The 18,493-nt window shown below is 42.6% G+C and carries 19 protein-coding genes; 10 read left to right on the plus strand and 9 right to left on the minus strand.

Annotated features, from left to right (window positions below):
• Position 1 precedes the first annotated feature (1 nt).
• Entirely contained in the window at positions 2 to 421 is a 420-nt protein-coding gene (locus tag ACM0OW_RS08210; protein WP_063873241.1) for a BlaI/MecI/CopY family transcriptional regulator, read from the minus strand.
• Positions 422 to 699: 278 nt separating this feature from the next.
• Between ACM0OW_RS08210 and ACM0OW_RS08215 the strand changes: the two genes are divergently transcribed.
• A complete protein-coding gene (locus ACM0OW_RS08215; RefSeq protein WP_414549547.1) occupies positions 700 to 1,434 on the plus strand; it encodes a 2-phosphosulfolactate phosphatase family protein in 735 nt (244 codons plus the stop codon).
• A 149-nt stretch (positions 1,435 to 1,583) separates the two neighbouring features.
• Here ACM0OW_RS08215 and ACM0OW_RS08220 read toward each other — a convergent pair whose 3' ends face one another.
• Positions 1,584 to 2,279, minus strand: coding sequence for an armadillo-type fold-containing protein (locus ACM0OW_RS08220; protein ID WP_414549548.1), 696 nt, complete (start codon positions 2,277 to 2,279; stop codon positions 1,584 to 1,586).
• Positions 2,280 to 2,562: 283 nt separating this feature from the next.
• On the opposite strand from ACM0OW_RS08220, the gene ACM0OW_RS08225 reads away from it, so the two are divergent.
• Positions 2,563 to 3,462 (plus strand): alpha/beta fold hydrolase, encoded by a 900-nt coding sequence (locus ACM0OW_RS08225; protein WP_414549549.1) that lies wholly within the window; start codon positions 2,563 to 2,565, stop codon positions 3,460 to 3,462.
• Between the two features lie 56 nt (positions 3,463 to 3,518).
• Here ACM0OW_RS08225 and ACM0OW_RS08230 read toward each other — a convergent pair whose 3' ends face one another.
• Positions 3,519 to 4,052 (minus strand): DUF4330 domain-containing protein, encoded by a 534-nt coding sequence (locus tag ACM0OW_RS08230; protein WP_414549550.1) that lies wholly within the window; start codon positions 4,050 to 4,052, stop codon positions 3,519 to 3,521.
• A 324-nt stretch (positions 4,053 to 4,376) separates the two neighbouring features.
• Here ACM0OW_RS08230 and ACM0OW_RS08235 point away from each other — a divergent pair, with 324 nt between their 5' ends.
• Positions 4,377 to 5,231, plus strand: a complete 855-nt coding sequence (locus ACM0OW_RS08235; protein ID WP_414549551.1) for a M48 family metallopeptidase — start codon at positions 4,377 to 4,379, stop codon at positions 5,229 to 5,231.
• 19 nt (positions 5,232 to 5,250) lie between these two features.
• Here ACM0OW_RS08235 and ACM0OW_RS08240 read toward each other — a convergent pair whose 3' ends face one another.
• On the minus strand, positions 5,251 to 6,009 hold the full coding sequence (locus tag ACM0OW_RS08240; protein WP_414549552.1) for a metallophosphoesterase family protein: 759 nt from the start codon (positions 6,007 to 6,009) through the stop codon (positions 5,251 to 5,253).
• 294 nt (positions 6,010 to 6,303) lie between these two features.
• Here ACM0OW_RS08240 and ACM0OW_RS08245 point away from each other — a divergent pair, with 294 nt between their 5' ends.
• On the plus strand, positions 6,304 to 6,588 hold the full coding sequence (locus ACM0OW_RS08245; protein ID WP_414549553.1) for a DUF2470 domain-containing protein: 285 nt from the start codon (positions 6,304 to 6,306) through the stop codon (positions 6,586 to 6,588).
• Here ACM0OW_RS08245 and ACM0OW_RS08250 read toward each other — a convergent pair.
• The 3 genes from ACM0OW_RS08250 to ACM0OW_RS08260 all read right to left on the minus strand — a co-directional run bounded on the left by ACM0OW_RS08250 (position 6,585) and on the right by ACM0OW_RS08260 (position 8,110).
• A complete protein-coding gene (locus tag ACM0OW_RS08250; RefSeq protein ID WP_414549554.1) occupies positions 6,585 to 6,944 on the minus strand; it encodes a type II toxin-antitoxin system PemK/MazF family toxin in 360 nt (119 codons plus the stop codon). The genes ACM0OW_RS08245 and ACM0OW_RS08250 overlap by 4 nt on opposite strands.
• Entirely contained in the window at positions 6,931 to 7,161 is a 231-nt protein-coding gene (locus ACM0OW_RS08255; RefSeq protein ID WP_414549555.1) for a CopG family transcriptional regulator, read from the minus strand. Before ACM0OW_RS08255 ends, ACM0OW_RS08250 begins: the two co-directional genes overlap by 14 nt.
• Positions 7,162 to 7,312: 151 nt before the next feature.
• Positions 7,313 to 8,110 carry a Tab2/Atab2 family RNA-binding protein gene (locus ACM0OW_RS08260; protein WP_414549556.1) on the minus strand — a complete coding sequence of 266 codons (798 nt, stop codon included), beginning with the start codon at positions 8,108 to 8,110 and terminating at the stop codon, positions 7,313 to 7,315.
• Positions 8,111 to 8,137: 27 nt separating this feature from the next.
• Between ACM0OW_RS08260 and ACM0OW_RS08265 the strand changes: the two genes are divergently transcribed.
• Entirely contained in the window at positions 8,138 to 9,949 is a 1,812-nt protein-coding gene (locus tag ACM0OW_RS08265; RefSeq protein WP_414549557.1) for an ABC transporter ATP-binding protein, read from the plus strand.
• A 111-nt stretch (positions 9,950 to 10,060) separates the two neighbouring features.
• Here ACM0OW_RS08265 and ACM0OW_RS08270 read toward each other — a convergent pair whose 3' ends face one another.
• Positions 10,061 to 10,816 carry a YebC/PmpR family DNA-binding transcriptional regulator gene (locus ACM0OW_RS08270; RefSeq protein ID WP_414549558.1) on the minus strand — a complete coding sequence of 252 codons (756 nt, stop codon included), beginning with the start codon at positions 10,814 to 10,816 and terminating at the stop codon, positions 10,061 to 10,063.
• 176 nt (positions 10,817 to 10,992) lie between these two features.
• Here ACM0OW_RS08270 and ACM0OW_RS08275 point away from each other — a divergent pair, with 176 nt between their 5' ends.
• From ACM0OW_RS08275 to ACM0OW_RS08295, 5 genes are all read left to right on the plus strand, one after another.
• The gene (locus ACM0OW_RS08275; protein ID WP_414549559.1) at positions 10,993 to 12,282 is read left to right on the plus strand and encodes an ABC transporter substrate-binding protein; all 1,290 of its coding nucleotides are present in this window, start codon (positions 10,993 to 10,995) and stop codon (positions 12,280 to 12,282) included.
• A gap of 116 nt (positions 12,283 to 12,398) precedes the next feature.
• A complete protein-coding gene (metH, locus tag ACM0OW_RS08280) occupies positions 12,399 to 15,926 on the plus strand; it encodes a methionine synthase (protein WP_414549560.1) in 3,528 nt (1,175 codons plus the stop codon).
• Positions 15,927 to 16,116: 190 nt separating this feature from the next.
• On the plus strand, positions 16,117 to 16,524 hold the full coding sequence (locus tag ACM0OW_RS08285; RefSeq protein WP_414549561.1) for an endonuclease domain-containing protein: 408 nt from the start codon (positions 16,117 to 16,119) through the stop codon (positions 16,522 to 16,524).
• A 26-nt stretch (positions 16,525 to 16,550) separates the two neighbouring features.
• Positions 16,551 to 17,261 carry a M15 family metallopeptidase gene (locus ACM0OW_RS08290; protein ID WP_414549562.1) on the plus strand — a complete coding sequence of 237 codons (711 nt, stop codon included), beginning with the start codon at positions 16,551 to 16,553 and terminating at the stop codon, positions 17,259 to 17,261.
• A 2-nt stretch (positions 17,262 to 17,263) separates the two neighbouring features.
• Positions 17,264 to 17,926 carry a PAP/fibrillin family protein gene (locus ACM0OW_RS08295; protein WP_414549563.1) on the plus strand — a complete coding sequence of 221 codons (663 nt, stop codon included), beginning with the start codon at positions 17,264 to 17,266 and terminating at the stop codon, positions 17,924 to 17,926.
• On the opposite strand, the gene ACM0OW_RS08300 is transcribed toward ACM0OW_RS08295, so the two are convergent.
• A complete protein-coding gene (locus ACM0OW_RS08300) occupies positions 17,907 to 18,380 on the minus strand; it encodes a TspO/MBR family protein (RefSeq protein WP_414549564.1) in 474 nt (157 codons plus the stop codon). The two genes, ACM0OW_RS08295 and ACM0OW_RS08300, sit on opposite strands and share 20 nt — an antisense overlap.
• Between the last annotated feature and the right edge of the window lie 113 nt (positions 18,381 to 18,493).

Genomic DNA, 18,493 nt, shown 5'->3' on the forward strand with positions numbered 1-18,493 from the left:
ATTATTGTTCCTCCCTGGCTTGGCGTGCGGCTTGAATGCGTTGAGCGATCGCTTCTAGTTGGTCACTAGCTGCTGCATCTAGACTATCAGCAAAGGCAGCGATGACATCAGGATTACCCACAGCGAGAAATTTCTGTAACTGGTCATGCGCCTTAATTACCTGTGCTTGCTGCTTTGTCAGCTTGGGTAGCCAATAAAATGCCCGTCCTTGTTTGTTACAGGCTAGCCAACCTTTATCAGTGAGGCGACGTAAAACTGTAGTTACAGAAGTATAAGCGAGTTCCCGATTGGGGTCTGAGAGAATGCGATCGTGTACATCCTTGACTGTAGCTGAACCCAGTTCCCAGATAATATTCAAAATTTCTGCTTCCAAGGGGCCTACAGACATTTGTTTGGGGCGATAATCAGGTAAAGGTGCCATATTAATTTTGTAACGAATTGTAGAGGTGGGATCTGGGGATTACCAAGATTTCCTCTTTATTTTGCCAAGTCATAGCGGATAAAAACCGTTTATGCTGGGATTTATTCTGTTTTCAGATTACCTTTGTTTGTCTTCGCTGGCATGATTTTTGCAATCATATATAAAAAATACTCTGGTCTGATGATAAGAAATACTCGGAATTGAACTGTGATTATGGTGAATGACACCCATTAGAATGTAATCTCGGCAATAGTATTTAGAGCAGGTTTATCCACCGCGTGAAGCTATTCATTTACCACACTCCGGAATTGACTCCTACCGGCAAAACTCCAGACTGCGCGATCGCAGTTGATGTTTTGCGAGCTACTAGCACTATAGCCACTGTTTTGGCATCTGGTGGCGAAGCTGTGCAAGTCTTCAGCGATTTAGAGCAACTAATTGCAGTCAGCGAAAAATGGCCACCGGAAAAACGACTCCGAGCTGGAGAACGCGGCGGTGCTAAAGTTGCTGACTTTGATTTGGGTAACTCTCCCCTAGACTGCACAAAGGAAGTCGTCGAAGGGCGGCGATTATTTATCAGTACCACCAATGGGACTCGCGCCTTACAACGGATACAAGACTCCCCCAGTGTACTGGCCGCAGCTTTGATTAATCGGGCGGCGGTAGTGCAGTATCTCCTGGACAAACAACCAGAGACTGTGTGGATTGTCGGTTCTGGTTGGGAAGGCACTTTTTCTTTAGAAGATACAGTTTGTGCTGGGGCGATCGCTCATAGTCTGGCAGAAAAGTCCCAATTTTCTCAAGATGAATTAGCTGGTAACGATGAAGTAATTAGTGCGATCGCTCTTTACTCACAATGGCAGAATGACTTATTGGGATTATTCCACCAAGCTAGTCATGGCAAAAGATTACTACGTCTGGAATCACACGAAGATTTAAAATATTGCGCTCAAACCGATATTTTAGATGTCTTGCCCATACAGCAAGAACTGGGGGTTTTAAAAAGTCATTAGCTAAAAAATTCTGGTTCTGTTTAATCTGGCAATGACCGAAGAAGCAGGGGGGAAGGTCTTTCTAGGAAGCTGGATCTGGGGCGGAGTAAAAGCTTTGTCCCCGCTCCCTGCTCCCCTGCCTCCGGCAGTGACACTCTCCGCGACCTAGATTACGAAGAAATACGCACCTGAGATTTTGTGGATAGAGGTAGCAAAGTAGCCATCGTGCTTGATGATAGCGATCGCCTGCTGTCCAAGGCCTGTAAACTGTCTAAAGCAGCATCTCTAATCACTGTTTCCTGCTCTTGACTGAGTAATAGTCGCAAACATTGAACAACTTCTGCCTGCACTAGGGAGTCAACTCGCTGACGGGTAATGATTTTAGTTAATTGTCGTATAGCAATCAAACGCTTCAAAGGGTCTGGTTCTGTCAAATTCACCAACAACTGATCAACCCGATTTTGGTTTTGGTTGCCGTAAAAGCTGACGATTTGCCACATCAATAAAATTAAAGTTAATAATGTTCCTAAACCTTGCACAATCGCACCAGTCGCAATCCAGGAACTTTTGGACTCAACCCAGATAGCAGCTGCCATGTATGTGCTAACGGTGGCAATGCCGCCACTGCCTACCGCTAAAGCTAAACGACTATTGGGGCTGTTTAAGAACTTCCACATTTGGGATAAGCGCAGCTGCCAATCCCATTTATGCATTGAGTAAACTAATAACATTACCCCAACACCAACCAGAAGCGCCAATAGCAGTTTCCAGTTCCACAACAGCATAGCCACAATAATTGTAAAAAAGCCTAGAATTCCTCCCGGACCAGACAAAGGCTTAAAACTTCTTTGCTTTGAATTGAACATTTTAAACTCTCAAAACGACTTGTGAGGAATCTGGTTGAGCAGATGCTTTCCAGAAAATGCAGCCTTGGACACTGTGTTTACCTACTTAATGACAATAATGGTTAATCATAAATTCGTGTCTGATAGCAATTACCTACTTAATCTGACAAGGGCTAGAGGTGCAGAACTTTTGGTTAGTTGATAATAAGAATTGTAGAGAGTTGGAATCCAAAAGGTCAGAACTTTCGGGTCAAGTAACTATCCCTCTCATTTAGTAACCAGTACCAAAATTTAATCAAAACCTATGTTTCAGCCACAAGGATTTGAGCAACGCTCCATAATTACCTCACTAGGTAAGATGGTTTATTATACTGCCACTGGCTCACCTTGGCAGGAAAATTCCACCGCCAAACAAGATGAAAGGGAAACGTTGGTATTCCTGCATGGCTTTGGTGGCGGGTCTTCTGCTTATGAGTGGTCAAAGGTGTATCCAGCGTTTGCTGCCGAATATCGCGTTTTAGCACCAGATTTAATCGGTTGGGGTAGGTCTGAACATCCCGCCCGAAACTATATGATTGATGACTATCTGACGACAATTCGGGAGTTTATCCAGCAGACTTGTACGGGGCCAGTGAAAGTCATCGCTTCTTCCCTGACTGCGGCCTTTACAATTCGAGTAGCGATCGCCCATCCTGAGTTATTCAAGTCTTTAACTCTCATCACACCAGCTGGACTCTCGGATTTTGGTGAAGACTACTCTCGCAGCATTTTTGCCCAGATAGTTAGCGTTCCCATTGTTGACCGTGTGCTTTATAGCACTGGAATTGCTACGAGTGCGGGTATTCGTAACTTTTTAGAACAACGGCAATTTGCCCAGTCTAATCGCATATACCCAGAAATTGTCGAAGCGTATCTCCAATCAGCCCAGCAACCCAATGCTGAATATGCAGCCCTGTCTTTTGTCCGTGGAGACTTATGTTTTGATTTATCCCTATACATTCAACAGTTGACAACTCCCACCGCGATTATTTGGGGACAACAATCAGAATTTACTGGCCCAGAAATTGGTCGTCGTCTTTTTGAAAAGAATCCCCAAGCTATCAAAGTCTTCCAACCATTAGAAAATGTAGGATTAACACCTCAGTTAGAACTACCAGCCGTAACTATTGGGTTAATTCGGCAATTTTTGCCAATCCTAGATTAGTCCCACTCCGCCCTTGTAGAGACGCGACAAATCGCGTCTTCTTCTAGATTTATCTATTATTTATCTAACAATCTGACATCAATCACAGTAGAATTAAAATTATAATTAAAACCTTCCAATTCAAAAGTTGTCCCAATTTTTACCTTACTATTCCCTAAAACTGGACCACCGTCAGTAATTTGAGCTTTACCTTCTAAAGTTAAAAGCATATCTGTGCTGAAATTGTTTGTCCTGGGATCTGGCAACTCTTTAACAGAACCATCTGGTTGGGAAACTGTTAAAGTTCTCGGTAGGACTTCAACAGATTTGATCCCAATCTGACCGTAGGGTTGATTACGAATAATCACATTAGTTTTACCGCCTTTTGTCAATCCTTTCTCAAATAATCGTTCAGGATCGCGAACATTCAAACCGCGCACTGCTAAATCTACCTCAATTGGTACTGTATTAACATTGACTTGAGCCACAGAACCAGTAGTTCCAGGAAAAACAAATATACCAAATATTACTAGTAAAATTACTAATGCAGCACCGAAATCAAGGAGATTGATTTTGCCAAACAAGCGTCCTTTGGAATCTAAAATAGCCATAGAAACTTTTCCTAGATAGAAGCAGAATAATTGATTTTAGCAACAAGTTTTGTCAGAAACACGGCAAGTTTTCCGACTTGATTACTTGGTAATCACTCATAGCATCTGGTTGTTGTAGTTATGCGACAGTTTATCACGGGTTGGCAAATCAGGAGTATGACAAGAATCTGAACATAATCACATTCTGTCTATTTAAGATGGAAACAGGATTTGATTGTCACAGATCAGAGAGCCATACTAGTATATAAGTCTGAATTTGAGTCAAGAATGCAACTTAGAAGCTTCTGGATACGTCCTATAATTTATCCCATAAACCTAATTACAATGAATTGGAAAAGCTTTTTGGCAAATTATCAGACTGGAAGGCGACGTTGGTTTTATCCGTTAATTTCGGTAGTAGTCGCCGTAACTGTGTGCCTGAGTACACCCATGCCCGGAAATGCCTTCGATATCCGGTCTCTTATCTTCCGAGGAATACAGATAATTCAGATGTCTAATATGTCTGACCGCCAAGAAGTTGATCTTGGTAGGCAGATGAATCAGCAGTTACAAAGTAGTAATATTCGATTTAGCCGTAATTCTCAAATTAATCGCTATGTAGAACAAATTGGTCAGCGCTTGGTAGCTAATAGCGATCGCCCTAATCTTCCCTTTACCTTCCAAGTCGTTGACGATAACTCTATCAATGCCTTTGCGACTTTGGGGGGTTATATCTATATCCACACTGGTTTGATGAAAGCCGCAGATAATGAAGCGGAACTCGCTAGTGTGATTGCCCATGAAATTGGTCACGTTGGCGGTAAACACTTAGTACAACAGATGCGCCAAAGAGAGATCGCTAGTGGTGTAGCTTCAGCCGCAGGTTTAGATCGCAATGCCGCAGTGGGAATTGGTTTAGACCTAGCACTCAACCGTCCTCGCAGTCGTCAAGATGAATTTGATGCCGATAGGAGAGGATTACTAGCGCTGACACAGGCTGGTTATGCCCAGTCGGCGATGGTTTCCTTTATGCAAAAGCTGATGCAAAGAGGGGGTTCTCTGCCGACATTTTTGAGTACTCACCCAGCTACAGGCGATCGCATTAATGCCTTGCAAAATTCTATTAATGCCCAACCTAGCAATCAGAGCGACGGATTGGATAATGCTGCTTATCGAGCTAATATCCGAACCATACTGTAGTTCAAATGTCAACAATTACCTATGCTCGCTGCCTATGGCGGCGAGCAGTTCTGTTTGAAGGTTTAACCATAGTCACCCCTTCGGCTAAGGGCAAGGTGCGGAGAGAATTAGTAAAAATATTGACTTGATGAATTAAGTTATTGGTAGTGTCCAATCCAGTTAACCAGCCACTGCGGGGATGATAAGCACCCGTATCTATATCTAGCCATCCTTGCCCTTGTGCCAACTGGCCGGGGGTAACGCCAGGGAAAGTAAAGGTAATGGTATGACCGATAATCATCAGCTTATCAGCAAAGTATGGTTGCTCAATGCTATGAAATTCGTCCCGTATCCAGCAAAATTGTTCGGCAGTTTGTTCTGCTAAAGATAGGTCAGGATCAACGCCAGCATGAGTTAACCAAATATCTCCCAAATCGAGATATAGGGGTAAAGTTTTCAACCACTCCAAATGTTCGTCAGGAATAGTAGCTTCTTCATAACTAGCGATAGTTGCTTGTCCACCACCATACAGCCATGCTTGCATTGCTGGTGTAGAAACGTTATCGCCGATCAAAATGCTTAATAACATCTGCTCATGATTTCCCAGCAGACACCCATAATTATTGTCCTTGACAAAATCTATAACCTGGGAACTTTTGGGGCCACGATCAATTAAATCTCCCAAGAAATAAACTTGATCGTCTGATCCAGGGGCGATGAACTCCATCAATTTCATCAAACCTTCGTAGTGGCCATGTACATCCCCAATCACAATTCGACGTTGGCTAGTTTCGCTCATCGGTTCTTAGCTTAAATAGTTTAGTTGAATAGTTTTGCTACAGTTTAAATGATCGAGTTTCCGCAACAATATATAAACAGTATTTGACAAATGTCACTTTCATCTTAATCGAATTGTGACCTGTAAAATAATATTGGCTAAAAAATACGTAAGTGCGACTTGCTCACCAGAGATAAAGAACACAAGCAATGGCAGGAGACTGAAGCTTGTATGGGCAATTTTAAAGCCTGTAAATTTTGGACAAATTAGCTTAAAATTTAGGCAAACCCTGTATTCCCAACTTCCAAGCACATCATGTCTGATAACTTCTCTCCTGAAATTAGCTCACGCATTTGTAAACACATGAACGATGATCATGCTAATGCGGTAGTTCTCTACGCCCAGGCTTTCGGCGGTGTAATAAATGCGACAACCGCAGAAATGCTGTCAATTGATGCTGAGGGAATGAATTTGACCGCACAGGTGAATGCCGAAATTGTGCCAGTTCGGATTCAGTTCGATCATATTTTAGTAGATTCCGAAGATGCTCACCAAACTTTAATTGCAATGGTCAAGCAAGCACGGGTTCAGGCAAACTAAAACCCAAATCCCAGAACTACATTGACAGATGTACGAATGAGTTCCCAGTATTCTGTTTCTAATACACCTACCAAGCCCAAAATACGACTGTAATCAACAGCGCGGATTTGCCCAACATCAATAAAACGGTCTTGGTCTAATCCATTATTTGCTGTTGCTTTTACATTGACAATATAGGGGGCTTGTTTATTTCCTCGTCGAAACGGCATGACAATTGTCAGTAATCCATACTGATTCATAATGTCATTTTGTACAATCAAACAAGGACGAGTTTTTTGTGCTTCAGCCCCGAATGTAGGATCAAGATTCACCCAACGGATTTCTCCCCGTTGATAAGTTAAATTATCCCTTGGCATTAATGCCATCTCCAACAACATGATCCCAAGCAGCAATTTCAGCTTGATATTCCGGGTCTTCAGCATCTTGCTTCAGGGCTGCAATCATTTCTGCTGCTAAAATTTGGCGACGGTGTTCTGCTAGTAGTGCATTGACGTATCCACTGCGGTTTCCCTGTGCATACTGGTCTACAAATCTGAGAATATCTTCTTCTAAGGTAATTGTGACTTTCAGCATGAGTCTTAGTTGATAGTATGACTTTATTATCTTACTAAATTTCTTTACGACAGGACTTACGCAAAAACTCTCTCAAACCCTGATTCCTATGTGTTCTCTGCGTCTGGTGTGGTGAGTTATTCCGTAATTTGTGCGTAAGTCCTAACAGATGTTATTTGTCTGTTTGTAATAACCAAAAGCCTGTATAAGTCATCCCGGAATCATCGGGTTGAACTAACAAAAAATGCAATCCTTGGCTTTGTTGTTGACGCTGTTGATAAATTTTTGCAGCAGTAGTAACCTCTGCATCTTCAAAGGTTGCCACAATCCATCTATCAACTAAACCAGCTTCTAATATTAAACCATTTGGCTCTCCAGCTATGTAATGTAACGATACTGGTTGTGCTTCTTCTAACCAGCGTGCTAAATACATTGACTTTCTGCCACCATAGATAATGACACCAGGGACAGGGACTGTGGATGCTAAACCCAGATTTATCGGTTTCAAAAACTCTGGTATAGATACAATCGGTATCGGGCGTTGTGCAAACACATCCGCGAGTTCGCCGGCTGAGAGTGTAGCAAACCGCCACTCTTCCCCCCAGAGGTTTTCGGGTAATGGTGTTGGGGGTGGTTTATCCAGCGCTAAGGGATATTGCTTTTCTTCTAACCACTGTTTTAACGCCAAAGTGTAGCGGGTAGGTTCAACATCAATATCTAAATTGTTTGCAGCTGCTTGAATTAAACTCAAAGACTGGGGACGAAAAACCTCAATTATATCTGGTAAGTTGTCATTATCTGCTAACTGAAGTTGAGTAGCAAGCCAATGAGAGTTGGCTGCTGACTGGGGACAGGTGGCTGTATATTCAAAACTACGTGTTGCGTCACAAATCAGCAATTCCCAGAGAATTTGTCCAGATGTATCCTGCACCGGACTCCGATAAAAATCAACTTGCCAAATTTTGATCATTTTATAAAAATCAGTATAAAAATAAGCATGAGAAAAATAATCACCACTCTGCGCCAATCATTGGCTGTTTTTCGCTATAGCGGACGGGCTATTAGCTTAGTTTGGAATACTAGCCAGATTTTGACCATTATTCTTGCTACTTTAACTTTAGTGGCGGGTCTTTTACCAGCTGCGATCGCCTACATTGGCAAATTAATTGTGGATGCAGTGGTTTTAACTGCTCAAGTCAATGATGGCAATATTACCCAACCTTTATTATATGTGGGCTTAGAAGCAGTGGCGATCGCCCTCCTCGCCGGTAGTCAACGAGGTATTTCTATTTGCCAATCCTTGTTACGGGTGCTACTAGGACAAAAAGTAAATGTACTGATATTAGAAAAAGCCCTGACATTAGATTTACGCCAATTTGAAGATTCCGAATTTTATGACAAACTGACAAACGCCAGGCGAGAAGCCTCAGTGCGTCCCCTTTCCTTAGTAAATCGCACCTTTGGCTTAGTACAAAACGCCCTTTCTCTAGTTACCTACGGCATTTTATTAATAAATTTCTCAGCTTGGGCAGTCATAGTATTAATTTTAGCAGCGATGCCCTCCTTCATTGCCGAAACCAAATTTGCTGGGGAAGCCTTTCGTTTATTTAGTTGGCGCGTCCCCGAAGCCCGCCAACAGCACTACATAGAAAATATCTTAGCCAGAGAAGATTATGCCACAGAAATCAAACTTTACCAACTAGGCGAAACCCTGCTAGAACGTTACCGCAACCTGTTTCATCAACTATATAGTGAAGATAGAGATTTAACTCTGCGCCGGGGTTTGTGGGGATATCTCCTGAGTTTAGTGAGTACGGCGGCTTTTTACTTAGCTTACGCCTGGATTGTTGTTGAAACAGCGATGGGGAGAATTTCTTTAGGAGATATGACAATGTATCTCACCGTATTTCGCCAAGGACAGTCTACATTTTCTAATGCCTTAACTTCAATTGGCGGAATGTATGAAGACAACTTATATTTATCCAACCTTTACGATTTCTTAGAAGAACAAGTTCCTAAATCTTGGGGTAATGCAACCAGAGGGATAAACCCTGAAGATGGAATTCGATTTGAGAACGTATCATTTACTTATCCTGGAAGTTCCCAACCTGCATTAACAGATATTTCTCTACATTTAAAACCGGGAGAAAAACTCGCAATTGTCGGTGAAAACGGTTCAGGTAAAACCACCTTAATTAAATTACTCACCCGACTTTACACCCCAGATTCTGGAAAGATTTATTTAGATGGCTTAGACTTGCAAGAATGGAACGTCGATGTATTGCGGCAACGTATTGGGGTAATTTTCCAGAACTTTGTGCGTTATCAATTCACCGTAGGAGAAAATATTGGTGTCGGCGACGTAGAACATTTAGCAGATAAACATCGCTGGGAAATAGCCGCCGAAAAAGGCATGGCGCAACCTTTCATTGAGAAATTACCCCAAACCTTCCAAACCCAACTAGGGCGTTGGTTCAAGAGTGGACAAGAACTTTCCGGAGGACAGTGGCAAAAAATCGCCTTAGCCCGTGCATTTATGCGAACAAAAGCCGATATTTTAGTATTAGACGAACCAACATCAGCAATGGATGCCCAAGCCGAATTTGATATATTCAATCATTTTCGCACACTGACACAAAATCAGATGGTATTTTTAATTTCCCACCGCTTCTCCACAGTGAGAATGGCCGACAAAATTGCAGTTATCGAAGAAGGTAAAGTTGCAGAACAGGGAACCCACGAAGAATTATTACAGACCGGGGGACGTTACGCCAAATTGTTTTATTTACAAGCTGCGGGATATAGGTAATTCGTAATTCGTAATGCTCCCTTCGGGAGAGCTACGCTAACGTAATTCGTAATATTACCTTCCTTCTTCTCTCTTTCTTGGCGTACTTTGCGCCTTGGCGGTTCGTTCCTCTTAAACCATCAACTCCAAAACATTATCCGACATATCAAAATTAGCAGTCACATTCTGAACATCATCCAACCCCTCAAGAGAATCAATTAACTTAACAAGCGATCGCCCTTGCTCAAAATCAACAACCTCAATATAATTACTAGGAATCCAGCGTAACTCCACATCATCCACCTGAAAACCCGTATCCCTCAACCTCTGACTGAGAACCTCCAAATTTGACATCTCAGTAAACACCTCAGCCATGTCGTCCTCAGTCATTTCATAAAACTCAGCCCCACCTTCCAGAGACGCTTCCAAAAGCTGGTCTTCATCCTCCACCCCAGAAACCACACAGACACCCTTTTGGTCAAACATCCAACTAACGCAACCAGTTTCACCCAAATTCCCACCACATTTACTAAAAGCCCCACGTAAATCAGCCGCCGTGCGATTACGATTATCTGTCAGGGCTTCAATTAAAATAGCCACACCACCAGGGCCATAACCCTCATAACGAATCGCCTCAAAACTAGCACCATCACCGCCAAAAGTTCCAGCCCCTTTAGCGATCGCCCGTTCAATATTATCATTAGGAATATCAGCCGCCTTAGCCTTATCAATGGCTGTACGTAGCTGAAAATTTAAGCTGGGGTCTGGTACACCACTTCTAGCAGCAATAATAATTGCCCTAGACAACTGGGCGAAAGTCTTACCCTTTTTGGCATCTACTACCGCCTTCTGACGCTTAATATTTGCCCATTTACTGTGTCCTGCCATAATCTCAAATGATTTACGCTTCCTTCAAAGTTTAGGATATATATAGTTTTTGCCAAGATGCAAAAGACAGCCTATTGAACTGCATAAAATTAATTACCTTTATTGCGCGATACCTTATGACACATAATGCACGGCTTTTTTTCATACCCCAGAAATATAGGAGAAAAAGAAAAAACGTGCAGTACTACTTTAAAAGTTTACTGCTGTTACTGCTAGTGGGCATACTAGCTTTAGGTGGATGCCAAACTATGCGAACGGCCGAAACAGGTGTAATTAATCTGACTTTATGGCAAGGTGTGAATCCACCACAAAATCGAGATGTTTTACAAAAGCTTGTAGATAAATTTAATCGAACTCATCCGAAAATTCAAGTAGAATCTCTGTACGCTGGACAACAAGACCAGCAAACGCCGAAAATTTTAGCCGCAGTTGTGGGAAATGCGCCACCGGATTTATTATGGTATAACCCCACTATTGCTGGTCAATTAGTCGAACTGCAAGCTTTAATTCCCTTAGATGAAAAGCTGAATAATTCTCCTGTTAAAGCTGAAATTGACCCCGCTTTGTTTGAGTCAATGGAATACCAGGGTAAAATTTGGTCTGTGCCATTTGCGACCAATAATGTCGCTGTCTATTACCGTCCCAGTTTATTTAAAGCCGCCGGAATTACCGAATTACCCAGAACTTGGGCAGAATTTCGGGAAGTTGCCAAAAAATTAACTCGTGATACCAACGGCGATGGACGCATAGATCAGTATGGAATGTTTTTGCCATTGGGGAAAGGAGAATTTACAGTCTTTACCTGGCTACCGTTTATGTGGAGTGGCGGCGGCGAATTAGTCAACGGGGAAACAGAGAAAGCCGCAGCAGTGAGGTTAGAAGAAAATCCTGGTGCGATCGCCGCCTTACAATTTTGGCGTAATCTGATTGTAGATGGTTCCGCCATGTTATCCAGCCCCGAAAGAGGCTACGAAACAGGTGACTTAATCGCTGGTAACGTCGCCATGCAAGTCACAGGCCCTTGGAGTCTAGGAGAATTTACTGAGAGTGGCGTTGATTTTGGGGTTTTTCCCATTCCCGTTAATCAACAACCTGCTACCAGTGTCGGCGGTGAAAACTTATTTCTATTCAAAACCATACCAGAACGAGAACAAGCCGCCTTCACCTTTGCTGAGTATGCCATGAGTGCAGAATTTCAAACAGAACTAGCATTAGGAACAGGCTACTTACCAATTAATATCAAATCTCGCCAAGATCCACAATATCAAGAATTTGTCAAGAAACTGCCCCCAGTGCAAGTATTTTTAGACCAAGCTGAACACGGGCGATCGCGTCCCATCTTTCCCGGTTATAATCGCATATCCGACAGCTTAGGCCGAGCCATAGAATCAGTATTACTCAGTCAAAACACCCCAGAACAAGCCCTAAAAATCACCCAACAGCGCTTAGATTTAATATTCAAATAATCTCTTCTCCGCGCCTCTGCGCTTGGTGCGTGCAACAAATCCACCAAACCCTCATAAAACGCCGACAATTTGGGAAAATAATAAAATAGAAAACTACAAGACCTATGTAGGAAAATATGACTCATCCGTTCCTAGAACATTTACATAGTCCAAATCGCCCAGTCCTCGTCTTTGACGGTGCAATGGGAACCAACCTGCAAGTTCAGAATCTGACTGCTGAGGATTTCGGCGGTCCACAATACGAAGGTTGTAACGAATACCTAGTCCATACCAACCCCGAAGCCGTCGCCAAAGTTCACCGAGACTTTCTCGCCGCCGGTGCTGATGTCATCGAAACAGACACCTTTGGCGCGACATCTATTGTTTTAGCAGAATATGATTTAGCCGACCAAACCTATTATCTCAACAAAACAGCCGTAGAAATAGCCAAACGCGTCGCCGCCGAATTTTCTACCCCCGAAAAACCGAGATTTGTTGCCGGTTCCCTCGGACCCACAACCAAACTCCCCACCTTGGGACACATTGACTTTGACACCCTCAAAGCCAACTTTGCCGAACAAGCCGAAGCCCTATTTGATGGCGGTGTGGATTTATTCCTCGTAGAAACTTGCCAAGACGTGCTGCAAATCAAAGCCGCATTGAATGGTATAGAAGAAGTTTTTGCCAAAAAGGGGGAACGCCGCCCGTTAATGGTATCTGTCACAATGGAAAGCATGGGTACAATGCTAGTCGGTTCAGAAATCAGCGCTGTCCTGACAATATTAGCCCCATATCCCATAGATATCCTCGGTTTAAACTGTGCCACAGGCCCAGACTTGATGAAACCGCATATCAAGTATCTGTCAGAACATTCACCTTTCATCGTCTCTTGTATACCCAACGCAGGTTTACCAGAGAACGTCGGCGGACAAGCACATTACCGCCTGACACCAATGGAATTACGGATGTCTTTAATGCATTTTGTTGAAGATTTGGGTGTCCAAGTGATTGGGGGTTGCTGTGGGACACGTCCAGAACACATTCAACAATTAGCAGAAATTTCCAAACAGCTGAAGCCAAAAGTCAGACAGCATAGTTTAGAACCAGCCGCAGCATCAATTTATTCCACTCAGCCTTACGACCAAGATAACTCCTTCTTAATAGTCGGTGAACGTCTCAACGCCAGTGGTTCCAAAAAATGTCGTGATTTGCTGAACGCCGAAGACTGGGACGGCTTGGTATCAATGGCTAGGGCGCAAGTTAAAGAAGGCGCACATATTTTAGATGTCAACGTCGATTATGTGGGACGCGATGGTGTGCGAGATATGCACGAACTGGTTTCGCGCATTGTCAATAATGTTACACTGCCTTTAATGCTCGACTCCACAGAATGGGAAAAAATGGAGGCGGGTTTAAAGGTAGCCGGCGGTAAATGTTTGCTCAACTCTACCAATTACGAAGACGGCGAACCGCGTTTTCTGAAAGTCCTAGACTTAGCGAAAACACACGGCGCGGGTATAGTCATTGGGACTATCGATGAAGATGGGATGGCACGAACAGCAGAGAGAAAGTTTCAAATTGCCCAACGCGCCTATCGTCAAGCTGTAGAACATGGTATCCCGGCTACAGAGATATTTTTTGATACTTTAGCCCTACCAATTTCTACTGGGATTGAAGAAGACCGAGCTAATGGTAAAGCCACCGTCGAGTCAATTCGCCGCATTCGCCAAGAATTACCCGGATGTCATGTAATTTTGGGGATATCGAATATTTCCTTTGGTTTAAATCCTGCATCCAGAGTTGTCCTGAACTCCATGTTTTTGCATGAAGCCATGCAAGCTGGAATGGATGCCGCCATTGTCAGCCCTAACAAAATTTTACCACTCTCTAAAATTGAAGACAAGCATCAAAAAGTTTGTCTTGATTTGATTTATGACCGGCGAAAATTTGATGGTGATGTCTGCGTTTATGATCCTTTAGGAGAACTTACCACCTTATTTGAAGGGGTAACAACCAAACGCGACAAAGGTGTTGATGAAAGTCTCCCCCTAGAAGAACGCCTCAAGCGGCACATCATCGACGGCGAACGCATTGGTTTAGAGAAACTCCTGACACAGGCTTTAGAACAGTATCCGCCCTTACAGATTATAAACACATTTCTCCTAGATGGGATGAAAGTTGTGGGAGAATTATTCGGTTCCGGACAAATGCAACTACCTTTTGTCTTGCAGTCTGCGGAAACCATGAAAACGGCGGTTGCATATCTCGAACCATTCATGGAAAAGTCAGAAACTGACAGTAATGGCAAAGGAACCTTTATCATTGCCACTGTGAAAGGTGATGTCCATGATATTGGTAAAAACTTGGTGGATATTATCCTCACTAACAACGGTTACAAGGTGATTAACCTGGGCATTAAGCAGCCGGTGGAAAATATCATCCAAGCCTACGAAGAGCATAAAGCCGATTGTATCGCCATGAGTGGGTTGTTGGTGAAGTCCACTGCTTTTATGAAGGACAATTTGCAAGCGTTTAACGAAAAGGGAATTACCGTTCCGGTAATTTTAGGTGGTGCGGCTTTAACTCCTAAGTTTGTGCATCAAGATTGCCAAAACACCTATAAAGGTAAGGTAGTTTATGGTAAAGATGCTTTTTCTGATTTACACTTCATGGATAAATTAATGCCAGCTAAGGCTGGTAATAACTGGGATGATTTCCAGGGATTTTTGGATGAAGTAGCAGAAGAAGCCGAAATTACTAGCGAAGTGATTACGGAAGAAGTTTCCACTCCCCAGACTCCAGTCCCGATTGATACCCGTCGCTCTGAAGCTGTGGCGGTAGATATTCAACGTCCTACGCCGCCTTTCTGGGGAAGTCAGTTGTTAAAGCCTGGCGATATTCCCATTGAGGAAATACTTTGGCATTTGGATTTGCAAGCTTTGATTGCTGGACAATGGCAATTCCGCAAGCCGAAGGAACAGTCTAAGGAGGAATATCAGGCATTTTTGGCTGAGAAGGTATATCCCATTTTGGAGGGTTGGAAGCAACGGGTAATTGAGGAAAATCTGTTACATCCGCAGGTGGTTTATGGGTATTTTCCTTGTCAGTCTGAGGGGAATACGTTGTATGTTTATGATACTAACCACCAAGTCGCCAAGGACGCAAAGGTAAGAGCCAGTTTTGAGTTTCCTCGGCAGAGGTCTTTGAGGCGGTTGTGTATTGCAGATTACTTTGCGCCGAAGGAGTCGGGGGTGATTGATGTGTTCCCGATGCAGGCGGTGACTGTGGGGGATATTGCGACGGAGTTTGCACAGAAGTTGTTTGCAGATAATCTATACACAGATTATCTGTATTTTCACGGTTTAGCTGTGCAGGTAGCTGAGGCGTTGGCGGAATGGACTCACGCCAGGATTCGCCGTGAGTTGGGTTTTGGTGCTGATGAACCGGATAACATTCGGGATATTTTGGCACAGCGTTATCAAGGTTCGCGGTATAGTTTTGGCTATCCGGCTTGTCCGAATATTCAAGACCAGTACAAGCAGTTGGAGTTGTTGGAGGCTGACAGGATTAATCTGTATATGGATGAAAGTGAGCAAATTTATCCAGAACAGTCTACGACGGCGATTATTGCTTATCACCCGGTAGCGAAGTACTTTAGCGCTTAATCATACCCCCCTCTCCTTGTGAAGGAGAGGGGCTGGGGGTGAGGTTCTTCGGAAGTTAATATGAAGTCAAGAACCTCACCCTAACCCTCTCCTTCTCAAGGAGAGGGGACTGGAATTTATCATACCCCCCTGTTCTTAGCAAGGAGAGGGGACTGGAGTTTTTACCAACTTTTCAAATACTCAAGTTAAAATGAATAAACTTTATAACAAAAATACTGAACTAGAAAAAAGGCGCATATTACGCCAAAATATTACCAAAGCTGAGAAACTTATTTGGGATAAGATTAGAGATAGACAGTTAGAAAACTGTAAGTTTCGCAGACAATATAGTGTGGATAGGTTTGTTATAGATTTTTACAGCCCTGAGTTGAAGTTAGCTATAGAAATTGATGGTGATAGTCATTTTCAAGATGGTGCTGCTGAATATGATCAGGTAAGACAAGAGTTTATGGAATCAGTAGGAATTAAGTTTATTAGATTTACTAATAATGACGTTTATGGAAATTTGTCTGGTGTTTTAGAAAGTATTGCTCAGTATATACAAAATTTAAGAACCTCACCCCCAGCCCCTCTCCTTATTAAGGAGAGGGGGGTATGATTATTATATAAATTTACTAAAAAATTATGCGACTTTATCACCAAATCCCTATCCTTGAATGTGGTGAATTGTTAGTCGAGATTCCTTTAGAATTATTTGCAGTGGAATCTCCCCATCCTTATGCAAAACTCGGTGCGCCCTATGGGGAATATTCTCCTTATTATTTGCGCGACAGTGTGGTAAAAAATTTAATTCAAGCTCAAAATTACCTACAAGAACTGCATCCTCATTGGTATATCCAAATCTTTGATGCTTATCGCCCTGTGGCTGTACAACAATTTATGGTAAATTACAGTTTTGCCCAAGCGTTAGAACACCAGGATTTGACTGAGGCTGAATTATCACCCAACCAACGCCAAGAAATTTGGGAGTCAGTTTATGAAATTTGGGCTGTACCCAGTTTTGATGAAAAAACTCCCCCTCCCCATAGTACGGGTGCTGCTGTAGATGTGACTTTAGTAAATGATACTGGGGAAATAGTTGATATGGGTTCGCCCATTGATGAATTGTCAGAGCGATCGCATCCCCATTATTATGCCAATAGTGATCACCCAGATGCACCACAATATCACGCTCATAGGCAATTATTACATGATGTCATGTTAAAAGCTGGCTTCCAACGCAACCCTAGAGAATGGTGGCATTTTTCCTTTGGTGATCAGATGTGGGCTTGGTTGTATAATCAAAGTAATCCGGCTGATCCTTTAACTGCACGTTATGGTCGGAAAATATTTTAACCTTGAATAATCCACTTTCATTAAAGCAAAAACTACAAGCTTCCCTAGAGGAGATGCAAACCAAAAGCAATCTCAGTTCTCCTCTCACCGATTTGAAGCTAGATAAAACCTCAGCCGCAGAAATCGCCCAATTGGCGACGGAACTAGAAAATTGCAATCCTCATCCCCAACCACTCTTAAATGCTATTTCTCTGCTTAATGGTGCGTGGAAATTGCTATACTCCACAGCCAGAGAAATCCGTTCTTTAGATTCCCTACCATTAGGATTACAGTTAGGTGAAGTTTATCAGGTAATTGATGTTAACAATACACTATTTTTCAACTTAGCATTTGTGAAACATCCTCTGGGAATAGTTTCGGCATATGTGAAAGTCACAGCTAGTTTTGCACCAGCCACAGATAATTTATCGCCTTTACCGCATCAACGCATCAATGTAAATTTTGATAAACGCTATCTGTCCATTCAGAAGATATTTGGCTTTGACACTCCCCAACTTAACCCATTTAAAGTAATTCCTGCTAATGGTCCTAAAGGTAGAGTCCCTACTCTTGATATTACTTATTTAGATGAAACTTTCAGAATTGGACGTGGCGGAGATGGTAGTTTATTCATTTTGAGTAAAGCTGATGATTTACCTGCAAGTTTTACGCATCTTGCGGATTAAGGCTAATCATTTTCCAAGTGGTATAAGTACCGATGGGACTCCATAGCAAATAGGGAACTAATAACAGTGCTGCGGCAGTAGAAACAGGTAAAATGGCAAGTGTTAATATTAGACAAATCACAAAACCTGTACCGCCCAAAATTGTCCCCACCCGCAAACTACGCAAGCGAAACATTACAGGTGTATAGGCGATAGTCACTATTTCTAGTAATAGATATAAACCCATTATTAACCAAGTTGTCGTGGTTCCTGGGTTGTTCTCCCAAACAATATAAGCTGACCAAGCACCGCAAATAAAAATTACAGTCCAAATAATCGGAATCGCCCCTTCAAAAGTTAACCATCTCGGTCTTTGTAAGCGCTTAAACCACTGGATACCGCTTGGCGTAATCAAATTAGCCGCCAAAGCAATTACAAAAGCCACACCCCCAATTACCATCCACGATTTAATCATGCTGTTTATTCTTTGCAATTAGCTGTATATTATTAAATATCACGCTTTATCGGAACATTATGTCAAATTTTGACTGATTTCTCATCATCCTGAAGTTTGATAACTATTCATTA

The sequence above is a fragment of the Anabaena sp. CCY 0017 genome (genome assembly GCF_963920885.1).
Classification (GTDB): domain Bacteria; phylum Cyanobacteriota; class Cyanobacteriia; order Cyanobacteriales; family Nostocaceae; genus Nodularia.

Bases quoted from the DNA above. Each gene is read 5' to 3' on its own strand.
- ACM0OW_RS08210 (WP_063873241.1), bottom strand. From the start codon at position 421: ATGGCACCTTTACCTGATTATCGCCCCAAACAAATGTCTGTAGGCCCC.
- ACM0OW_RS08220 (WP_414549548.1), bottom strand. From the start codon at position 2,279: ATGTTCAATTCAAAGCAAAGAAGTTTTAAGCCTTTGTCTGGTCCGGGA.
- ACM0OW_RS08225 (WP_414549549.1), top strand. From the start codon at position 2,563: ATGTTTCAGCCACAAGGATTTGAGCAACGCTCCATAATTACCTCACTA.
- ACM0OW_RS08230 (WP_414549550.1), bottom strand. From the start codon at position 4,052: ATGGCTATTTTAGATTCCAAAGGACGCTTGTTTGGCAAAATCAATCTC.
- ACM0OW_RS08235 (WP_414549551.1), top strand. From the start codon at position 4,377: ATGAATTGGAAAAGCTTTTTGGCAAATTATCAGACTGGAAGGCGACGT.
- ACM0OW_RS08240 (WP_414549552.1), bottom strand. From the start codon at position 6,009: ATGAGCGAAACTAGCCAACGTCGAATTGTGATTGGGGATGTACATGGC.
- ACM0OW_RS08245 (WP_414549553.1), top strand. From the start codon at position 6,304: ATGTCTGATAACTTCTCTCCTGAAATTAGCTCACGCATTTGTAAACAC.
- ACM0OW_RS08250 (WP_414549554.1), bottom strand. From the start codon at position 6,944: ATGCCAAGGGATAATTTAACTTATCAACGGGGAGAAATCCGTTGGGTG.
- ACM0OW_RS08255 (WP_414549555.1), bottom strand. From the start codon at position 7,161: ATGCTGAAAGTCACAATTACCTTAGAAGAAGATATTCTCAGATTTGTA.
- ACM0OW_RS08260 (WP_414549556.1), bottom strand. From the start codon at position 8,110: ATGATCAAAATTTGGCAAGTTGATTTTTATCGGAGTCCGGTGCAGGAT.
- ACM0OW_RS08265 (WP_414549557.1), top strand. From the start codon at position 8,138: ATGAGAAAAATAATCACCACTCTGCGCCAATCATTGGCTGTTTTTCGC.
- ACM0OW_RS08270 (WP_414549558.1), bottom strand. From the start codon at position 10,816: ATGGCAGGACACAGTAAATGGGCAAATATTAAGCGTCAGAAGGCGGTA.
- metH (WP_414549560.1), top strand. From the start codon at position 12,399: ATGACTCATCCGTTCCTAGAACATTTACATAGTCCAAATCGCCCAGTC.
- ACM0OW_RS08285 (WP_414549561.1), top strand. From the start codon at position 16,117: ATGAATAAACTTTATAACAAAAATACTGAACTAGAAAAAAGGCGCATA.
- ACM0OW_RS08290 (WP_414549562.1), top strand. From the start codon at position 16,551: ATGCGACTTTATCACCAAATCCCTATCCTTGAATGTGGTGAATTGTTA.
- ACM0OW_RS08300 (WP_414549564.1), bottom strand. From the start codon at position 18,380: ATGATTAAATCGTGGATGGTAATTGGGGGTGTGGCTTTTGTAATTGCT.